Origin of the sequence: Bacillus sp. RO1, assembly GCF_012524115.1 — a bacterium.
Lineage (GTDB): Bacteria > Bacillota > Bacilli > Bacillales > Bacillaceae_I > Sutcliffiella_A.
Genome location: NZ_JAAZWB010000087.1, coordinates 139,255 through 157,532, shown reverse-complemented (window position 1 = coordinate 157,532; position 18,278 = coordinate 139,255). Strand labels below are relative to the sequence as shown.

The 18,278-nt window shown below is 41.7% G+C and carries 19 protein-coding genes; 18 read left to right on the top strand and 1 reads right to left on the bottom strand.

Annotation, left to right across the window (positions count from 1 at the left end):
• The first annotated feature begins 9 nt into the window (after positions 1-9).
• From HC179_RS17585 to HC179_RS17535, 11 genes are all read left to right on the top strand, one after another.
• A complete protein-coding gene (locus tag HC179_RS17585; protein ID WP_168865495.1) occupies positions 10-1,803 on the top strand; it encodes an ABC transporter substrate-binding protein in 1,794 nt (597 codons plus the stop codon).
• Positions 1,804-1,866: 63 nt separating this feature from the next.
• Positions 1,867-2,841 (top strand): ABC transporter permease, encoded by a 975-nt coding sequence (locus HC179_RS17580; protein ID WP_168865494.1) that lies wholly within the window; start codon positions 1,867-1,869, stop codon positions 2,839-2,841.
• Between the two features lie 11 nt (positions 2,842-2,852).
• A complete protein-coding gene (locus HC179_RS17575) occupies positions 2,853-3,725 on the top strand; it encodes an ABC transporter permease (RefSeq protein ID WP_168865493.1) in 873 nt (290 codons plus the stop codon).
• Positions 3,726-4,685: an ABC transporter ATP-binding protein gene (locus HC179_RS17570; RefSeq protein ID WP_205825377.1), complete on the top strand. Its 960-nt coding sequence runs from the start codon at positions 3,726-3,728 to the stop codon at positions 4,683-4,685.
• Position 4,686: 1 nt separating this feature from the next.
• On the top strand, positions 4,687-5,685 hold the full coding sequence (locus HC179_RS17565; RefSeq protein WP_168865492.1) for an ABC transporter ATP-binding protein: 999 nt from the start codon (positions 4,687-4,689) through the stop codon (positions 5,683-5,685).
• Positions 5,686-5,692: 7 nt separating this feature from the next.
• The gene (locus tag HC179_RS17560) at positions 5,693-6,889 is read left to right on the top strand and encodes a M20 family metallopeptidase (protein ID WP_168865491.1); all 1,197 of its coding nucleotides are present in this window, start codon (positions 5,693-5,695) and stop codon (positions 6,887-6,889) included.
• A gap of 118 nt (positions 6,890-7,007) precedes the next feature.
• Positions 7,008-7,832 (top strand): creatininase family protein, encoded by an 825-nt coding sequence (locus HC179_RS17555; protein WP_168865490.1) that lies wholly within the window; start codon positions 7,008-7,010, stop codon positions 7,830-7,832.
• A gap of 283 nt (positions 7,833-8,115) precedes the next feature.
• A complete protein-coding gene (locus tag HC179_RS17550; protein WP_168865489.1) occupies positions 8,116-8,832 on the top strand; it encodes an NAD(P)H-dependent oxidoreductase in 717 nt (238 codons plus the stop codon).
• A gap of 61 nt (positions 8,833-8,893) precedes the next feature.
• Positions 8,894-9,220, top strand: coding sequence for a winged helix-turn-helix transcriptional regulator (locus HC179_RS17545; protein ID WP_168865488.1), 327 nt, complete (start codon positions 8,894-8,896; stop codon positions 9,218-9,220).
• A gap of 65 nt (positions 9,221-9,285) precedes the next feature.
• Positions 9,286-9,576: a DUF6407 family protein gene (locus HC179_RS17540; protein ID WP_168865487.1), complete on the top strand. Its 291-nt coding sequence runs from the start codon at positions 9,286-9,288 to the stop codon at positions 9,574-9,576.
• 145 nt (positions 9,577-9,721) lie between these two features.
• The gene (locus HC179_RS17535) at positions 9,722-10,231 is read left to right on the top strand and encodes a hypothetical protein (RefSeq protein ID WP_168865486.1); all 510 of its coding nucleotides are present in this window, start codon (positions 9,722-9,724) and stop codon (positions 10,229-10,231) included.
• 39 nt (positions 10,232-10,270) lie between these two features.
• Here HC179_RS17535 and HC179_RS17530 read toward each other — a convergent pair whose 3' ends face one another.
• The gene (locus tag HC179_RS17530) at positions 10,271-11,107 is read right to left on the bottom strand and encodes an LSm family protein (protein ID WP_168865485.1); all 837 of its coding nucleotides are present in this window, start codon (positions 11,105-11,107) and stop codon (positions 10,271-10,273) included.
• Between the two features lie 210 nt (positions 11,108-11,317).
• Between HC179_RS17530 and HC179_RS17525 the strand changes: the two genes are divergently transcribed.
• The 7 genes from HC179_RS17525 to HC179_RS17495 are packed head-to-tail and all read left to right on the top strand — an operon-like array spanning position 11,318 to position 18,089.
• Positions 11,318-11,734: a hypothetical protein gene (locus HC179_RS17525; RefSeq protein WP_346775157.1), complete on the top strand. Its 417-nt coding sequence runs from the start codon at positions 11,318-11,320 to the stop codon at positions 11,732-11,734.
• A gap of 50 nt (positions 11,735-11,784) precedes the next feature.
• A complete protein-coding gene (locus HC179_RS17520) occupies positions 11,785-12,249 on the top strand; it encodes a hypothetical protein (protein WP_168865484.1) in 465 nt (154 codons plus the stop codon).
• 30 nt (positions 12,250-12,279) lie between these two features.
• Positions 12,280-13,080, top strand: a complete 801-nt coding sequence (locus HC179_RS17515) for a hypothetical protein (protein WP_346775156.1) — start codon at positions 12,280-12,282, stop codon at positions 13,078-13,080.
• 14 nt (positions 13,081-13,094) lie between these two features.
• Positions 13,095-13,442, top strand: a complete 348-nt coding sequence (locus tag HC179_RS17510) for a hypothetical protein (RefSeq protein WP_240948571.1) — start codon at positions 13,095-13,097, stop codon at positions 13,440-13,442.
• Between the two features lie 23 nt (positions 13,443-13,465).
• Complete coding sequence (locus tag HC179_RS17505; protein ID WP_168865483.1) at positions 13,466-13,774, top strand: hypothetical protein; 309 nt, start codon at positions 13,466-13,468, stop codon at positions 13,772-13,774.
• Between the two features lie 15 nt (positions 13,775-13,789).
• Positions 13,790-17,461: a multicopper oxidase domain-containing protein gene (locus HC179_RS17500; RefSeq protein ID WP_168865482.1), complete on the top strand. Its 3,672-nt coding sequence runs from the start codon at positions 13,790-13,792 to the stop codon at positions 17,459-17,461.
• 13 nt (positions 17,462-17,474) lie between these two features.
• On the top strand, positions 17,475-18,089 hold the full coding sequence (locus HC179_RS17495) for an SCO family protein (RefSeq protein WP_168865481.1): 615 nt from the start codon (positions 17,475-17,477) through the stop codon (positions 18,087-18,089).
• Positions 18,090-18,278 lie beyond the last annotated feature (189 nt).

Genomic DNA, 18,278 nt, shown 5'->3' with positions numbered 1-18,278 from the left:
GGAAAAAGGATGAAAAAGCTTGGAAGTATATTATTAACGGTCATCTTGATGTTCAGTTACCTGGTACTACCAATGAGCAAGGCGAATGCGGAGGAGGCAGCCACCTTGAAAATTGGATGGACTGCAGAGGCAGATAGTCTGAGTCCGTTTCTGGCGTGGACGATTTCAGCTACTGAAATCTTTAAGTTAATCTATGATCCATTAGTTGCCTTTGATGATGATGTCGAGCCGGTTGGGAGATTGGCAAAAGATTGGCAGGTAAGTGATGATAATTTAACTTGGACGTTCAACCTGCAAGAGGGAGTCAAATGGCATGATGGGACGCCATTCACTTCTGCAGACGTAAAGTTCACCTATGAAACGTTACAAGAAAGCGGCTTAGGCTTATACGCTGGATACTTGGATGGAATCACCTCCATTGAAACGCCGGATGAGCTGACGGTCGTTATAAAAACAGAGGAACCGAAAGCGAATATGCTACAAAGCACGACGCCGATTTTACCAAAGCATATCTGGGAAGGAATCTCGATGGCCGACCTGGAAACATGGCCAAATGAAAACCCAATTGGAACGGGTGCTTTTAAGTTTAGTGAATTCAAGAAAGATGAGTTCATCAAGCTGGAAAAGAATCCAGACTACTTCTACAAACCAGCCAACATCGATAGCCTCGTATTCGTGCTTTATGCTAACACAGATACCTTGACGCAATCCTTAAAAATAGGCGAGATCGATGCAGCCATCAACATTGGAGCAAACCAAGTGAAAGTGCTGGATGCAGAGGAAAGCATGGAAGTGATTTCGGCGACCACACACGGATTTACGGAGCTTTCCATTAACACCTGGCCAGATGACAATTCAAAAGGAAATCCACTTCTTCGTGAAAAAGACATTCGTCATGCGATGAGCTATGCAATTGATAAACAGAAAATCATTGATGTTGCTTATGCCGGTCAAGCAGCACCTGGATCGACATTAATCCCACCAAGCCTAGATTTCTGGCACTACAAACCAGAAAACCTGCGTTCCTTTGATCCGGCAAAAGCAATGGAAATCTTGGATAATGCCGGATACAAGGACGAAGATGGCGATGGAATCAGAGAAGCAGATGGGGAGCCGCTAGAGTTTGAATTAATGGTTCGTTCGAAAACTTCTGAAGAGGTCCGCGCTGGGGAAATGATTAGCAGCATGCTAGAAGATGTGGGAATTGGTGTGAAGCTTGAAACAGTCGACGATGGACTTCTAGTTGACCGAATCTATGATAATGCCGATTTTGATATGTTCATCTGGGGCTGGGGAACAGACGCCGACCCAACTACGATCCTAAATGTCATGTCCTCAGAAGAGATAGGAAACTTAAGTGACTCTTACTATGCCAACGAAGCATACGACAAGCTACTGGCTAAACAAGAAACGATCATAGATAAAGAGGAAAGACAAACGGTCGTTCATGACATGCAGGAGATGTTATACGAGGATGCCCCATATATCATTCTTTTGTATGATAACGCCCTTCAAGCGGTAAATACCGACAAATGGGAAGGCTGGACAAAAGTAGCTGGGGTGTACTTCTATTCTTTCAATCACGAAAACTATTTAAATGTAAAACTAGCATCAGCTGGGGAAGTAGCTGCTGATACGGAGGATGGCACCGAAGCTACTGCATCGGACACTACGGAAAATGAAGAAGCAGCCGGTAACGCTGGAGCGATCATTGCCGTTGTCATTGTGGGAGCCGCGATTATGACTGGGATCTTCCTTGTAAAACGCAAGAAAAAAGATATGTCAATCGACGACGATATGTAAGAAAAATAAAGGGCAAAGTGCGAAGCTACTTTGCCCTTTGTTACAAAGGCGAAGGTGAAAACGATGAATAAATACTATCTAATGAAGAAACTCTTTCAGTCCATGGTGACAATTTTCCTCGTGTTAATCATTAATTTCTTTCTTTTTCGCGTCATGCCGGGAGACCCGTTAGCCATGATTGTGAGGAACCCGAATGCTTCCGAGGAAGCGATTGAAAAAATCAAAGTGTTATTTGGAGTCGACCAGCCCATGTATGTCCAGCTCTGGCTCTATTTTAAGCAGCTGGCCCAGGGCGATCTCGGAATGTCCTTTATGACCAAGGAGCCAGTCATTCAAGTCATTGGCGAAAAGCTGGTCCCAACGCTTTTACTGGTGGGATTATCAACAATCGTCGCAATCATAGCTGGTATGTTCATTGGGATTGTGGCGGCTTCTAAACGAGGGAAGAAAATTGATATTACCTCTTTAACCTTTTCTCTGATTACCTACGCGATGCCTACCTTTTGGCTTGGAATCATGCTGGTTGTCTTTTTTAGCGTCACACTGAATCTATTTCCAACAAGCGGAATGAGTACAGCAGGTGCGGTATTTGCCAATTCTTTTGAGAAGGCACTGGACGTGTCCAAGCATTTATTTTTACCAACCTTAACATTGGCCCTAGTCTTAATTGGGCAATTCGTTTTGATCATGCGTAATTCTTTACTTGAGGTTTTGACAGAGGATTATATCACCACCGCGAAAGCAAAAGGCTTCTCGGAGAAATTAATTATCAGAAGACATGCGCTGCCAAATGCGATGCTCCCCATGGTGACCATCATCGCGATCAACATCGGTTTTATGATTGCAGGCGCGATTCAAATTGAAACGGTATTTTCGTGGCCAGGCTTGGGACGCTTGATGTATGAAGCATTAAACAACAGAGACTACCCGTTACTGCAAGGGATTTTCCTGATTGTCAGTGTCTGTGTCGTGCTTGCCAATCTTTGTGCGGACATCATATATGGTTACCTGGATCCACGAATAAATAATAAAGCCTAGGGTGAAGGAAGATGAAACAAAAACATACCATTGCTGCAAAGAAAACAAAAGAATTTCTCGGAACATTTATCCGTAACAAAATGGGATACTCAGGAGCAATTATTCTCGGGTTCTTCGTGCTGATTGCGATCTTTGGCCCATTGTTAACGGACTATGATCCAAAGGAATACGGGGTAGCGGACGTGCTAAGCCCCCCTACCTGGGCCAACTTGCTCGGAACAGATGACCTTGGCAGAGATGTGTTGGGCGGCGTCATCTTAGGTGCCAGAATCTCAATCATGGTCGGATTCATCTCCACCTTAATTTCAATGTTTGTCGGAACTGTGGTCGGGATCGCTTCTGGCTATTATGGAAGAAAAGTAGATACCTTGTTAATGAGAATAACTGACGTGTTTTTGGTGCTACCTTGGTTGCCGCTTGCCCTCGTCTTAACAGCGATTCTTGGAGCAAGCCTCTGGAACATTATATTGGTCATTGGCTTAACGAGTTGGCCGGGAACAGCCCGTATTGTTCGCTCCCAGACCCTTTCAATCAAAGAAAGGCAGTTCATCGAGCGTGCCCGCTCCATCGGGGCCAATCACTTCTATATTATGAGAAAACATATTTTACCGAACGTATTTCCCTTGATTTTCGCCAACACCGTATTAGTTTCGGCTGTTGCAATTTTATCCGAAACAACCCTGAGCTTCTTAGGGATGGGAGATACAACACAGCCAAGCTGGGGCATGATGCTACATTATGCCTTTGAATCAGGGGCGGCAAGTCTTGGGGCGTACTGGTACTTGATGGCGCCAGGATTATGTGTCGTGCTGGTGGTACTTGGCTTTACCTTCATCGGGTATGCCTTTGATGAAATTTTGAACCCAAAGCTAAAAAGGAGATAGATGATGAGTCTTCTAGAAGTTAAAAACCTAAAAACCTATTTTCATACAAAAGACGGAATCGTCAAAGCAGTGGACGATGTTAGCTTCACGCTTGAAAAGGGGGAAGCGATTGGCCTCGTTGGCGAATCCGGCTGTGGGAAAACCACCACTGCCCTATCCATCACCAGCCTTCTTCCACAGGAAGGGGAGATCGCTGGCGGGGAGATCAACTTTAATGGAAAAAATTTAGCAGCGTTAAATGACAATCAAATTAGGCGCTATCGCTGGAATGAAATTGCGATTGCGTTTCAGGGAGCTATGAATGCCTTAAATCCTGTCAAAAAAATTGGTGAACAGCTTACGGATGTAATGATGTACCACAATAAATTGGATTACAAGGCAGCCAGAAAAAAAGCCAAGGGGCTTCTGGAATTAGTCGAAATCGATCCAGAGAGAATCGATCAATATCCTCATGAATTTAGTGGCGGAATGAAGCAACGGGTTATGATTGCCATGGCTCTTGCCTGCGATCCGAAAATATTAATAGGCGACGAGCCGACAACAGCGCTTGATGTCATGGTGCAAGCACAGATTTTGGAATTACTAGAAAAGCTGCGGGCAGAGCTTGGGATGTCGCTCATTCTCATTACTCATGACCTGTCGGTGATGGCGGAAACGTGTGACAAAGCCGTGGTGATGTATGCCGGGAAAATCGTGGAGACGGGAACGGTGGAAAACGTAATTAAGCACAGCTCTCACCCTTACACACAAAAGCTTGTCAAAGCGTTTCCAGATATTCACGGAAAACGGGAAATGACGGAATCAATTCCCGGATCTCCACCTAATTTAATCAACCCGCCAACAGGCTGCTATTTTCATCCGCGATGCGAGCATGCAACGGAGGAATGCAAGCGGACAACGCCAGCACTCAGAAAAATAGCCGAAGATCATTATGTCGCCTGTCACTTAAGGGGGGAGTAAAATGAATAGTCTCATTAAAACAAAGGATTTGCGCGTCCACTTCGATTTACAGACTGGCTTTTTAAAAGGGCTACTCTCAAAGGAAAAAAAACGCGTCAAAGCGGTGGACGGCATTGATATTGATATTAATAAAGGAGAGATCTTGTCGCTCGTTGGGGAGAGTGGCAGCGGGAAAACCACAACAGGAAAAGCAATTCTGCAATTGCTTGAGAATGTAGAAGGGGACATTACCTACGACGGCAAGCCGATCTTGCAAAAGGATAAGAAGCAGATTCAAGCATTCCGGCAAAAAGCCCAGATGATTTTCCAGGATCCATATGAGTCACTGAACTCCAAGTTTCTGATCATCGACATCGTGGCAGAGCCGTTAGAAATCAATGGTCTTATCAAAAATGAACAACAAAAAAAGGAAAAGGTCAAAGAGGCGTTAGAGTGGGCCGGATTAAGACCAGCAGAGCAGTATTTGTACCGTTATCCTCATGAACTAAGCGGTGGACAGCGCCAACGGGTGGTCATTGCCGCAGCCCTGATATTGAACCCGGAATTTATCGTGGCGGATGAACCGGTGTCGATGCTTGATGTTTCGGTCCGGGCCGATATTTTGCGACTAATGGTAAATCTCCGTGATGAAAAAGGCATTTCTTACTTGTTCATCACCCATGATATTTCGCTTGCCTGGTTGATTTCTGACCGGATCGCCATCATGTATTTAGGGAAAATCGTGGAGATTGGTGATGTTGATAAGGTGATTTCCGCAAGCCTCCATCCATACACGAAAGCATTGATCAATGTCATGCCAAAACCAACCGTGGCCGGTGAAAAACGGAAGCGGATGATTCTAAAAGGAGAAACACCGAACCCAAGCAATGTTCCAAGTGGATGCCGGTTCCATACAAGATGTCCTTTTGCCGAGCAAAAATGCAAAGTTGAGGAACCACCACTAGTGGAATACAGCGAGAATCATTTTGCAGCCTGTCATTTTGCAGAAGAGCTTAACTAAGGAGTGAATGTTTGTGTCAAAAGAACAAATAGATGCCATCCTAGAACGGGAAAAAGAAGGCTTAGTCGCATTAAGTACCTATATCCAGCAAAACCCGGAGCTAGGAGGAGAAGAGTATATATCCTCTAAAGCCTTATGTGATTACTTAGAGGAAAAAGGCTTCACGGTTCAACGAGGAGTGGGACCTTTTGATACCGCGTTTATTGCTAACAAGAAAAAAGGAGAAGGCGGACCCCATATTGCGTTCTGCGCAGAATACGATGCCCTGCCAGATGTAGGCCATGCGTGTGGGCACCATCTTATCGGTGTCGCCAGTGTCGCGGCCGGTTTGGCACTTGCACAGCTGGAGGCTGATGAGCCGTTCGAAGTGTCCGTAATTGGTACCCACGACGAAGAAGGCGTCGGTGGGAAAATCGATCTCATCAACGAAGGTGCCTTTAAAGGTGTGGATGTCGCGATGATGTTCCACCCAGGCTATTCTACGATTATTGATGTAAAATCATTGGCTTTTCACAGCTATGACTTCATCTTCCACGGAAAAAATGCGCACGCAGCTTCTGAGCCATGGGAAGGGAAGAATGCATTAGATGGTGTGATTCAGCTGTTTAACGGGGTGAGCGCCTTACGCCAACACATAAAACCAGATGTACGCATCCACGGCATCATTAAAGAAGGCGGGAAGGCAACGAACATCATCCCCCATCGCGCGGTGGCAGAATTCTGTGTTCGTTCCATTGATAATGACTATCTAGAGGAAATCTGTGCGCAAGTCTTGGACATTGCAAAAGGTGCCGCGCTCATGAGTGGAACAGAGGTAGAAATTAACGAAATTGGTCACCCTTATGCCGCGATGGTGAGCAATCAAACACTAGTAGGCCTGTACCAGGAAAGTCTCGATGAATTTGACTATGTCGATCTATCCAAGCATCACGAAGGAATGGGCTCAATCGATATGGGCAATGTGAGTCTGAACGTGCCATCGATCCACCCAGTTTTATCCTTAACGGACCAACTTGTTCCAGGCCACACAAAGGAATTTGCCGATATGTGTAATACTCCCCTCGCCTATGACACGATGCTGCTGGCCGGAAAAACAATGGCCCATACCTGCTGGAAGGTAATTCAAAGCAAGGAGCTGCAACAAAAAATAAAAGAAGAGTTCATGAAGTCAATGATGGGAGACAGAACACGAATCCCGAATTAAAAGTATGGGTAGTAAATCGGTAAAACAACGGCTCGATTAAACCAAAAATAATAACTGAAAATTAAAATAAAAAAACCATAAAAAGTTAAAACAATAAGGAAAGAAGGGTTTTATCTACATGACAAAAAAACATCTTTTTGGAGAAATGACGTGGCCAGAGGTAAAGGAAGCGGTAAAACAAGAACGAGTAGCGGTTGTCCCTGTGGCGATGATTGAGGAGCACGGTCACCACTTACCAATTGATACCGACCTTGTCCTAGCATCAGAGATCTGCTACCGCGCAGGTGCGAAATCACCGGAAAAGATGGTGATCATTCCACCTATCAACCATGGCTATGCCCCTCACCAAATGGACTTTCCAGGTGTCATTTCCATCAGTAGCGAAACGTTCATCAATTATGTGGTGGATGTCTGCAATAGCCTTGCACATCAAGGCTTTAAAAAAATCTTACTCATGAATGGGCATGGCAGTAATGTGTCACTCTTAAAAGTAGCCGCAAGACAGACAATGCTCCATTATCCAGACGTACAATGTACCTCCATCTCCCATTGGGACTTCGAGCCCGTCGTCCAGCTAACCGAACAAATCCGCGACTCCGAAAGCCCTGGAGGCATCAACCACGCTTGTGAGCTTGAAACCTCGATGTACCTCGCCGTCAAAGAAGACCTGGTCCAAATGGAGAAAGCAGTCCGCGACATCGACAAATACCAGATGTCCAAATACTTCTGGCTAGACCTCGTGGGAAAAGGAGAAGGAAGACCGGTTGTCATGGTCCCTCACTGGAGTTCTATTTCGGAAACGGGAACGTTGGGTGATCCGACACAGGCGACAAGGGAAAAAGGCGAGAAGTTAATGAGCGCGGCAGTAGAAGGATTAGTGGAGTTTGTGCAGATTTTTAAAGATAGAGAGGGGAATCACCCTAGGGTGAATCATCATTTGTGAGAGAGGAGAGGGCTGGCGTCCCTCCCATCGTTTAATCAGACATGCTTGCGTGGCTAGTGCGGACATCAAGTAGCGAGAGTGGTGGAGTCTTAATCTTAAAAATCCATTTAAACTTACGAATACTAAAAGCATCGGGCCGTCCCCGATGCTTTTAGTATGTAACCGGAAGAGTTTTAATAGGCTGCTGGTAACCAAAATGTAACCCAGCTACCGAAAAGTGCCTAATTGTCAGTGTTTCTGGAATCCGCTATCGTAAAGTTATCAATGAATAGGGGGATTTAATATGAATATTTTGATAGTCTATGCACACCCAGAGCCCACATCCTTAAATGGGAGCTTAAAGGATTTCGCCTGTAATCAGTTGGAAACGCAAGGACATGACGTGCGGGTATCTGATTTGTATGCCATGAGTTTTAAGGCGGTAGCGGATGGAAATGATTTTAGTGTAAGGAAAAACCCTAACCAATTAAACTATTTGATGGAACAAATGAATGCTTCCAAAGAAAAGTCTTTTTCACCAGACATCCTTTTGGAACAGGAAAAATTGGAGTGGGCAGACCTCATCATTTTCCAATATCCAATATGGTGGACAGAGACGCCGGCAATTTTGAAAGGGTGGTTTGACCGAGTGTTTGCTTTTGGATTTGCTTATGGTCCAGGGGCTTATGATAAAGGGAACTTGAGCGGGAAAAAGGCGTTGCTCTCTGTTACACATGGGGCGCCCAACTTAAATAACTACGGAGAATTTGGATTAAAGGGAAAACTGGAGGAAAGATTATTCAATATTCAGCATGAAAAATTATTTTTTAGCGGAATAGAAGTATTGGAACCATTTATCTTCCCTTCCTCAGCTTCTTTGGACGTTAGGAATGCCTACTTTGAAAAATATAAAAGCAGGCTACTTACTATTTTTGAAGAATCAACCATTCCGTTCCATCCCTTATCTCACTATCAGAACGGTCAGCTGGTGGAGGATTATCGCACGGATAATACGATGTAGCATGGTGTTGAAATAATAAAAATATGGTATTATTTCATTATTCTTTCTCTTTGGAGGATATATGGAAAATACGAATATTTGCCCAGTGGATTATGTTGTAGATTTAATTAGCGGAAAATGGAAGGTATTGATCATCTGGAATCTCAAATTTGGCAAGAAACGATTTGGCCAATTGCAAAGGATTCTTAGTGGCATCAGTAAAAAAGTATTGAGTCAGCATTTAAGAGAATTAGAGAACAGTGGACTTATCTTAAGAGAAGTCATTCCTTCTACACCTGTTCAAGTAGAATATTCCTTAACAGAAAGAGGTATAGAACTTTCTGGGATTCTGGAAGAAATCAATCAATTTGGAACTATATTATTAAAAAGGCCTTCATTATCTAAATAGCTCCTCTCACTACACATTTTATCAGCATGGATAATCCTCAGGAAAATACTATAAGGAGAATGTAAATGAGCGCAAATTTAAAAGACTTTGTACAAAATACATTGAAAGATATGGGGCATTTTGATAAAAAGAATACAGAGTGCATGAAAGAATTAGTAAGAGAAGCCATTTATTTTTATAAACTAAATTCTTATGAAGAAGACGAGGAAACAAATGAAGGTACAATGAAATATTTGTATATACACTCCATGATGGAGGAAAATCTTTTATCTAAAGTAGTGGGACTCTCCATGGGAATCGACAGGGGCTTTGATTTAGAAGAAGTATATCAAGGGTGTGTGATAAGAGAATATTAGGTAGAATTAATGATACACTACAGCACTTTTCTGAGTATAGGGGAGCCGCTGTAGTGTATTTTTTGTTGTCTTACCAATTATCCTTCTTAGAGCACCTCAATCTAGCTGGTTTCATATGTTACAGTAACTGGAAAGGAGGATGGAAATGTATTCTAAACAAGTGATGAAGATGGACTATTCTACAAATAGTATAAACACAGCAAAGTTTAAGTTTGTTTCTGAAAAAAATGACTTCACTCCAACATGTCATGTTGAAGGGAAGATTTATCAAGTTGGGATTGATTATGTAAATTTGGTCTTGGATAATAATGAAATAATCACCTTACTGACGGATCGGATTTCAAGGATTGTTTGGCTAGATCCCGATTGTACTGGTATCTGCAGGAAGTGTCACCATCATAAGTGTCGTTGTGTAAGATTTAACGGATGGCATGACGACTTTAAAAATGATAAACATTGTGAGGAATGTGGAGAAGATCATGACCATGAGCATGACGATTGTTTCCCTAAATGCACATGCTATTGTGACTTTGCTATCCCTTTTTGTGATGACAAGTTTGAATTAAGACTGGCTGGGTTAACTCATGGAGTAAACTGGGAGCTGTTTCGTCATATAGGGTGTAGAGTCAAGCTTGAGATTAATGCTGAAGGATAATGTGAAAAAGGAATTCCCCACTATCGGGGGATTCCTTTTCTAGTGTGGATGGTTAATGTGACATTCGAATAATCTATTCGTCAGTGCTTCCTGTTCGATTTCAATGGTAAGTATGTCACTGAAATTAATTCCTTGTTCTTTCCCATCAATACTTATTTCTATTCTTCGTTTATCAGTGGATAGCAAGGTTCCCTCGACTTCACGTTCCTCGTCTATCTTCTTTACATAGACTAAGCATCCAACGTAACTTTCAAGGAATAGCCATAGTTCAATGCCGTAAAAAAGGTTGAGCAAAAAAGGGCTTTTTGAAACAACTTCACTAAAATGGAGCGTGATACATCTTCTTAGGCATAAGGAGATATCAAGTAATTCTTGTTCTTCCATAAAGTTTTCATCATTTTCTAACTGATTAATCCATACAATTCTTTCGAAAGGGATTAGTAACAAATTTCCAACGTTGGTTTGTAAAATCAGGAAGTTAACTCCTGCATCCACTATTGCACCTTTTAATGGTGTAGTTTCTTCTTTTTCGCATGAAACAGTCACACTAACATAACTCATTCGAAGTCCTCGAAGGTATGCCTGAAAAGCTCTTAAGTTTTCTTCATCTCTTTCCAAACCAAGAGCTAACAGGAGTTGATTAGCCTCTTGAATACACTCCTGCAAATCTTCTAATTCCTCAGGTTGCAGGGAACTGTTTGGGGAAGGGAATTTAGGTTGGGGAATCCTGTCGGGACATTTATATGGTGTACAAAAAAGACTGTCATCGTGATCGGCTGGAACACAATCAGGACATGTCAACCGACTAGATTCCTTCCTTTTCCAGTCAGAATGATGCCAGTACTTTTGTGGTTTTGCACGCTTAATTGTAGCCACACTCCTTTTCTAGTATATAGACCTAGTATATGGGAGCGATAAAATTTGGAATGGGCGTTTATAACGGGAAATTTGAAATTCCAACCAGGAACCATGAAACCCATTGGGATTTCCACACCAGAAAATGTAAAATTTATTGAGGTGTGCATACAAGAAGAAAATTCTACATATTTGTAAAATATATGGGGCGAAATATGAGGTGAATGGTTGGTGATAGAACATCTAGGATTATTATTCTATGTAAATATCATGATTACATTATTAGCCTATCTCTACGTATTTAGGATACGAAAGCTTATTGGTTTTCAACTTGGCATGAACTTATCCACAATGCTAGGCGGATTTTTAGCCATCATTTCGGGTGTTGTATTAATCTATCAATTTCCATTGATGTATGTGTGGATTACCATTATTACGACTTTTATTGGCATGATTTTTGGAGCATTAATTGGCGGGTTATTTGATTATCAGACCCTTTTAACTGGTTATGTGAATGGCATGATGATGGGGATCATGGCACCAATGGTGGGAGCTGCAGCGAAGGGAGATCCTTTATTTCTTCTATTTTTAGAGGGTATCTTTGTTTTTTCTCTCCTTTTGTTCGTCTCATCCACTAGACAAACATAATGTAAGGCTGCTTTCTTTGAAAAGCCATCCTTGAGTAAAGAGGGAGTCAGATGACTTTTTTTCTTGTTGGCATGATTGTATTACATGTCTTGATTGTGGTAACCATTTATAAGATTCTGTATAGCAAAAGAAAACTATTTAGCGATCGTTTTGGCATGGTTATGGCCATGAGTTGCAGTGGTATCTTAAGTTTAGTGATGGCCATGTTGTTGCATTTTCTCCTACCAATTCAGCTTTCCTTCATCCTTTTTCTCTCTTCCGTAGTAGGAGGAACTATTGGGTTATTACTGGGTGCACTCGTTAACTTTCAATCTCTTTTATCCGGTTTTACACATGGAGTAGTTGGGAGCATTATGGGGACAATGTTGAGTGCTGTTATTCAAGATCCTTCGTTATGTAGTCTTCCACCCTCCTATACGATGAGTCTCGAGCAAAGTATCGTTACATTTAGCCTGTTCGTAACCAGTCTTGTAGTACTAACCATAAGTTTAGTTTATTACTCGCTACGAGTTTAGGAGGAATATTCCCAAACAGGAGATGGAGATGTGGAAAAAACCAACCAAGAAAACAAGAGAAAGATATTCTTAGACGATTATAGAAAAGATTTGATGGAAAAACGCCAACAAGAAATGGTGAAAGAAGATATTATTAATGAATTTAACGTGAAGAAGGGGCTTGGCAGTACATCTCCAACTACAGGAACAACAACGGAAGAAACTCGACTCTTAATGGAGTATATCGATCGTGCGAACATGTTTACTATTTCTAAGCATAATGAACTAAAGGGGAAAATGTTAACATACCGAAAATTCTTCAAGTCCAGAAGGAATCAACAGGTAGAAGTGTATTTTAAATGTGGCTCTATGTCCATCTATAAAGAGGGGAAGGTTAGTACTATTGGTCGTGATTTTGTTATGCTCACAAATTTAAGAGAAAGAATATGGATTCCCTATACGGTAATAAAGTCTGCAAATATTCCGTATGGGATACCTAATTACTCCAATACCCACCAGCACTTTATTTTTGATAACAATTTAAGAAAAAAACTGCTATATCAATTTGGAGAAACCGTCTCCAAGCGCGATTTATTAAAGCAACAGTTTTTTGAAGAATCACTTACTACCAATTTAGAAACATGGAAAGAAACATGGGTAGTTGTCTTTTTAGATGAAGGTTTAAAGAGGGTGGGCAAAATAAAGAAAATAAAAGAACAGCTCCTTCAGTTGGAATTTTTGGGGAAGTCGATGGAAATTCCAGTCAAGGAGATTCAATACATAGAGACGATAAGGGCTCTAACTGTCATTTCTGAAATATGGAAATCATTATCTATTACTAGAAGGACATAAGGGAGGTTCTATAAATGTCTCATGAAGACCATCAAATAAAAGAAAGCAAACAAACAGAAGAAAGTGGACAACAAAAAGTAAGGGAAGATCGATTGTTAAAGGAGTTAAAGGATTTAAAGGGAAAGGATATTCTCCTTGTGACAGAGTCTGACCAATTGAATCTTTTTGGTCAAACGTTTAGACCTGTCTTTACTGGAACCATATTCGATGTTCAACAAGGGCATATAACGCTGTATCCAGTTATCATAAAAATTGTGAATGCTCCATTCTTTGAATTTCCAACACCACTTAGCTTCCCACTAGAAAAAATTTCACATTTCACTCCAAACTTCGACCCAAGAGAACGCTTTCCATTAACGTAAATTCAATAACAAGGGGGATACTTATGACACATGCCGAGGATAAAAATCGGATTCATTTTCCTTCCATAAATGATCTTCATGATGAAGGAATAATTCAAGATTTCATAAATGGAATTGGAAAGAAAGTTTTTATTATGACACCTTCTTTTCCATTTGTTTTTATTGGAAAAATTGCGGAGGTAATTGAAGATTATGTGTTACTAGATACACAGGTAACAACAATAGGTGAATTAGAAAAACGAAATTGGTTTATTCATGTTCATAGCATTGAAGCTTACTATATAGAAACGAAAGGGTTACCAAGGATTCCTAAATTGATGGAAGATTTTTAACGAAGGGGGAAACGGATGAAAAGACTCTATCATGTCGTTGCCATCCCAATCAGAATTGTACTGAATAACTTTGGTGATTATGCTCCCGATGGAATGATGTATGTACTAAAAGAAAATGAAAAAAAGGTAAAAGAATTAGTCAAGAAAAATCCCTTTACCCCAGTAGATCTAGTAGAGCCGCTGTGTATACGAGCCAATAAAGGGGACACGGTGGAAATATTGTTTGAAAATCAAATTTGTTATGCTACTGGGATGCATTTTTTAGAAGCCGACTACAACGTATTAGACTCCGATGGTGCAAACGTGGGATATAACCCAAATACACTAGCTGAGCCGGGGAAAAAAATTCTCTATCAATTAACGGTAAATCATGAAGGTGTCTACTACTTCCATGACTTAGGGAACCCTGAGAGTGGGGATGAGGGGACCAATATTAATGGTTTATTCGGATGTTTATTTGTGCAACGCAGAGGTTCGTGGTGGACCGACCCTGTTACTGGAGGAACGATAAACAGCGGATTATATGCGGATGTTCATCACCCTTTTTCTCCATCCTTCAGGGAATATGCCTGGATATTTCATGATGAAATGTCAACTTTAGATATGACAGGGAACAAGCCGCTTGATCCTGTTACAAATCAAGAAAGAGAGTCAACACATGCAATTAACTATCGATATGAGCCGATTCAAAATCGAAGGAAACTGTTAGAGGAAGGGGTTGTTTGCCCTGATTGTGATGGAGAAGAAGTTCATCATGATTCATGGGTATTCGGTGACCCGGCCACTCCTATCCTGAGAGGCTATAAGGGAGATCCTGTAAAGATCCGATTGGTTCACGGTGGGGTCAAGGAAACACATGTTTTTCATTATCATGTACATCAGTGGTTTAAAGACACGAACAATACGGATTCAGATGTCATCGATTCGATAGCGGTAAGCCCACAAACATGGTATACCGTAGAGCCTCTTTATGGACTTGGTTCGCTGCAGGAGGCAATGGGGGATGTCATCGTTCATTGCCATCTCTACCCTCACTTTGCAGTAGGAATGTGGGGGATGAATCGAATCTTTGACACCCTTCAGGACGGAAGTCAATGCTATCCGAATGGCCTCCCAATTAAAGCATTGCAGCCATTGCCTGACAGGCCATGTCCACCAAAGCCGACAAAGGAACGTCCTGGTTTTCCAAATTTCATTCCAGGAAAAGTTGGCTGTAAGGCACCAAGGCCACCACTAGGCATTGTAGGTGGTCGGGACATGACGGAGCTAGAACGGAATGCAGCAGTCCCTTTTGCAAGACCTGGAGCTGTGTTTGCTGATCCTTGTGCCATTGTAGAAAACCCAGTTGTCCAAGAGTTTAATATTTCTCTCATTGAATGTCCATTAGTTTATAATCGTCAAGGCTGGAATGACCCTAAAGGGAGAATATACGTGCTTGATGAAGAGGTAGACGATGTATTATCAGGCAAGAAAGAACCAGAACCGTTAATCATTCATATGAATGCCGGAACGTGTATCCGTGTTAATTTTACAAACCGTCTTCCTGAAGTTGCCGGAGGAGATGCTTTCCAGTTAGTAACAAGAACCTATGAAACTGGCATTCATGTACACTTCGTAAAATTTGATGTGCTTGTCAGTGATGGATCAAATGTAGGGTGGAATTACGATTCCAGTGTCCTGTCTGGAGAGACGATCCGTTATGAATATTTTGCAGATGTAGAATTAAAAGCTTGGTTTTTCCATGACCACTTATTTGCCAACTATCATCAGCAGCATGGGGTGTTTGGTTCAGGAGTCATTCATGCCAGATTTTCAGAGGTTCTAGATTCCAAAACAGGAGAAGAGGTCATCAGTGGTGCTCAAGTAACCGTTACCCACCCATTAATTCCTGATTATCGTGATATCGCGTTGATGGTTCAGGACTTCTCCTTACTATATGATAAAAACGGGTGTCCATTAAATCCACCAAAATTTCCAGGATCAGATGATGACCCAGGTTTGTTTGGAGTGAACTATAAGAACGAACCATTACAATTCCGTTTAGGCAAGGATAAGGATCCTGCCTATTCGTTTAGCTCCTTTGTAAAAGGGGACCCGGTGACACCAATCCTCCATTGTTATGAGGGTGATCCGATAAGAGTAAGGTTATTACAAGGAGCACATGAGGAATCACATAGCTTTAATATACACGGACTTCGCTGGAAATCAGAACGCCCCGATGTGGAAACTAGCTTTAATGCTCAACAACATATCGGATTATCAGAATCGTTCACATTTGAAATGGAAGTACCAAGATCCGGGGATTACTTATGGACGTTTGAAACGGAGGAAGACTTATGGAATGGGTTGTGGGGACTAATACGAGCCTTTGATGAAGAAGTCGATTTCTTAATCCCGCTCCCAGACCGGGAGAATCCACCCAAACGAACACGGCCACTACCTGAATGTGATGGAAAACCACCAGCTCCAGCTAGAAAATTGGAACCGATTGGACCGAAAGATGCTCCAATAAAACGGTTTGATGTGGTGGCGTTTCATACACCGATTATATATAGCAAATGGGGAGAGAAAGATCCATTTGGTATTATTTTTGCCCTAAAAGAAGATATGGATGATATTTTATGTGGAAGGAAAAATCCAAAACCTTTAATACTAAGGGCAAATCAAGGCGATGTCGTGGAAGTGACACTGACTAGTTTCCTAAAGTTTGATCAATTCCCATTTCCAGATGGTATATGGCCATATCCACCTGTAAAGGAGCAGGCTTTTTATCCTCCTTCCATCAGGATATCGTTACACCCGCAATTGATTCAATATGATGTTAAAACTTCATCAGGGGAAACAGTAGGCTTCAATCCAGATCAAACGGTCGGACCTAGTGAAACGATTACGTATAAATGGTATGTCGATGTAGAAGTAGGCTCCTGCGGAATGTGGGATATGGCGGATATACGAAATCACCGTTCATTAGGGACTTTTGGGGCATTCATTGCCGAACCCCGAGGAACGCAATTCCTCCATCCCAAAACATTAAAGCCAGTCCTAACAGCAGATAACGTCGTTTTAGTGAATCCCTTCTTACCAGAAACGAGAGAATTTGTCTTAGTCATGTATGATGGAGCTCGATTAGTTGATAGGAAAGGAAAACTTATCGTAGATCCTGTAGATGGAATTATAGGGGGAGTTGACCCAGAAGAGGCAGAGGACTTAGTGGATACCTATGATAATGGGTCAAGAGGCTTTAATTATCGTACAGAACGATTAATTAATCGGTTCAATAAACATCCTGTCTTAAAGGATTTGTTCAGCTCAAAAGTGCATGGAGATCCATCTACGCCAGTTTTTGAAGCATATGCCGGAGAACCAATTACAATTCGATTAGTCAATCCTTCCGAGCGTAGGCGCAGCCATGGGTTTCACTTGCATGGACACTATTGGAACTTGGATGCGAAAGACCTCTCGTCAGAAATCCGTTCCTTGGAGGGGAGAATTGTAACTGGTTTTACGGGTGACTTTAAAATAAATTATGGTGCAGGAAGTTTTTATAACTTTCCAGGTGACTATATGTACCGTTCTGGAAATATTCGCTGGGATATCGAGCAAGGAATGTGGGGAATCCTTCGTGTTCACAAAAATAGACAAAAGAACTTACGGCCTATCAAAAAGGTCACCGGGAAAGATTATTAAGGTGTGGATCTAGATGACAAAAAAAGCAGGAGGGTTGTTTCTTTCCTTTACTGTCATTGGATTCTTAATGATATACTTTTTTTGGCCAAAATATGAAAAGCTTCCCGTCTTGGGGAGTGTATCCGACTTTCAATTACAAGATGTCCAAGGAAGTACGTATCAATTAAACAACAAAAAAGTAAAGATCGTGACCTTTTTTTATACCCGCTGTCCCGATATTTGCCCCATGACAATCGTGGACTTAACAAAGCTACAAGCCCAGCTTCAAAAAGAGGGAGTATTTGGTGAAAAGGTCGAGCTTGTAACTATCTCCCTTGATCCTGAACATGATACACCAGAAGCTATTTTAAAGTACTCGCAAGCTTTTAACACCGATCCTTCAGGATGGGAATGGTTAAGAGGGACAGAAGAAGAAACAAAAGAAATTGCAACCCGCTTTAACATGCAATACCAAAAGCTTGAAGGTGATTTCTTCTCCCACTCCATCACCATGTATCTTCTCGATGAAAAAAACCAGATACGGGCACTATATGACATGGCCAATGCCAATGACCCACTTGATACAACTCAAATACTAGGAGATATCTCAGTTTTGATACCAAGTGGTTTTCAGGGAAAGGCACCTTGACCCAGAACCCACATAAACAAAAGAAACAAGCCGAGAGCACCTACTGTTCTCGGCTTTCCTGCGCTTCATTTAGGCAAGAAAAACGACTCTACATTTTAAGTGTTGAGTCGTTTTTGTTTTTAATAAGAGGCGTAATATGGTATTTTTTAATTTATCCAATTTCTAGTGTTTGAAAATGAGTTGGTAAGC

What these genes read in the sequence shown, in the direction of transcription:
- HC179_RS17585 (WP_168865495.1), top strand. Translation starts at nt 10, where the DNA reads ATGAAAAAGCTTGGAAGTATATTATTAACGGTCATCTTGATGTTCAGT.
- HC179_RS17505 (WP_168865483.1), top strand. Translation starts at nt 13,466, where the DNA reads ATGACACATGCCGAGGATAAAAATCGGATTCATTTTCCTTCCATAAAT.
- HC179_RS17495 (WP_168865481.1), top strand. Translation starts at nt 17,475, where the DNA reads ATGACAAAAAAAGCAGGAGGGTTGTTTCTTTCCTTTACTGTCATTGGA.
- HC179_RS17580 (WP_168865494.1), top strand. Translation starts at nt 1,867, where the DNA reads ATGAATAAATACTATCTAATGAAGAAACTCTTTCAGTCCATGGTGACA.
- HC179_RS17500 (WP_168865482.1), top strand. Translation starts at nt 13,790, where the DNA reads ATGAAAAGACTCTATCATGTCGTTGCCATCCCAATCAGAATTGTACTG.
- HC179_RS17545 (WP_168865488.1), top strand. Translation starts at nt 8,894, where the DNA reads ATGGAAAATACGAATATTTGCCCAGTGGATTATGTTGTAGATTTAATT.
- HC179_RS17555 (WP_168865490.1), top strand. Translation starts at nt 7,008, where the DNA reads ATGACAAAAAAACATCTTTTTGGAGAAATGACGTGGCCAGAGGTAAAG.
- HC179_RS17565 (WP_168865492.1), top strand. Translation starts at nt 4,687, where the DNA reads ATGAATAGTCTCATTAAAACAAAGGATTTGCGCGTCCACTTCGATTTA.
- HC179_RS17570 (WP_205825377.1), top strand. Translation starts at nt 3,726, where the DNA reads ATGATGAGTCTTCTAGAAGTTAAAAACCTAAAAACCTATTTTCATACA.
- HC179_RS17510 (WP_240948571.1), top strand. Translation starts at nt 13,095, where the DNA reads ATGTCTCATGAAGACCATCAAATAAAAGAAAGCAAACAAACAGAAGAA.
- HC179_RS17560 (WP_168865491.1), top strand. Translation starts at nt 5,693, where the DNA reads ATGTTTGTGTCAAAAGAACAAATAGATGCCATCCTAGAACGGGAAAAA.
- HC179_RS17550 (WP_168865489.1), top strand. Translation starts at nt 8,116, where the DNA reads ATGAATATTTTGATAGTCTATGCACACCCAGAGCCCACATCCTTAAAT.
- HC179_RS17535 (WP_168865486.1), top strand. Translation starts at nt 9,722, where the DNA reads ATGTATTCTAAACAAGTGATGAAGATGGACTATTCTACAAATAGTATA.
- HC179_RS17540 (WP_168865487.1), top strand. Translation starts at nt 9,286, where the DNA reads ATGAGCGCAAATTTAAAAGACTTTGTACAAAATACATTGAAAGATATG.
- HC179_RS17520 (WP_168865484.1), top strand. Translation starts at nt 11,785, where the DNA reads ATGACTTTTTTTCTTGTTGGCATGATTGTATTACATGTCTTGATTGTG.
- HC179_RS17575 (WP_168865493.1), top strand. Translation starts at nt 2,853, where the DNA reads ATGAAACAAAAACATACCATTGCTGCAAAGAAAACAAAAGAATTTCTC.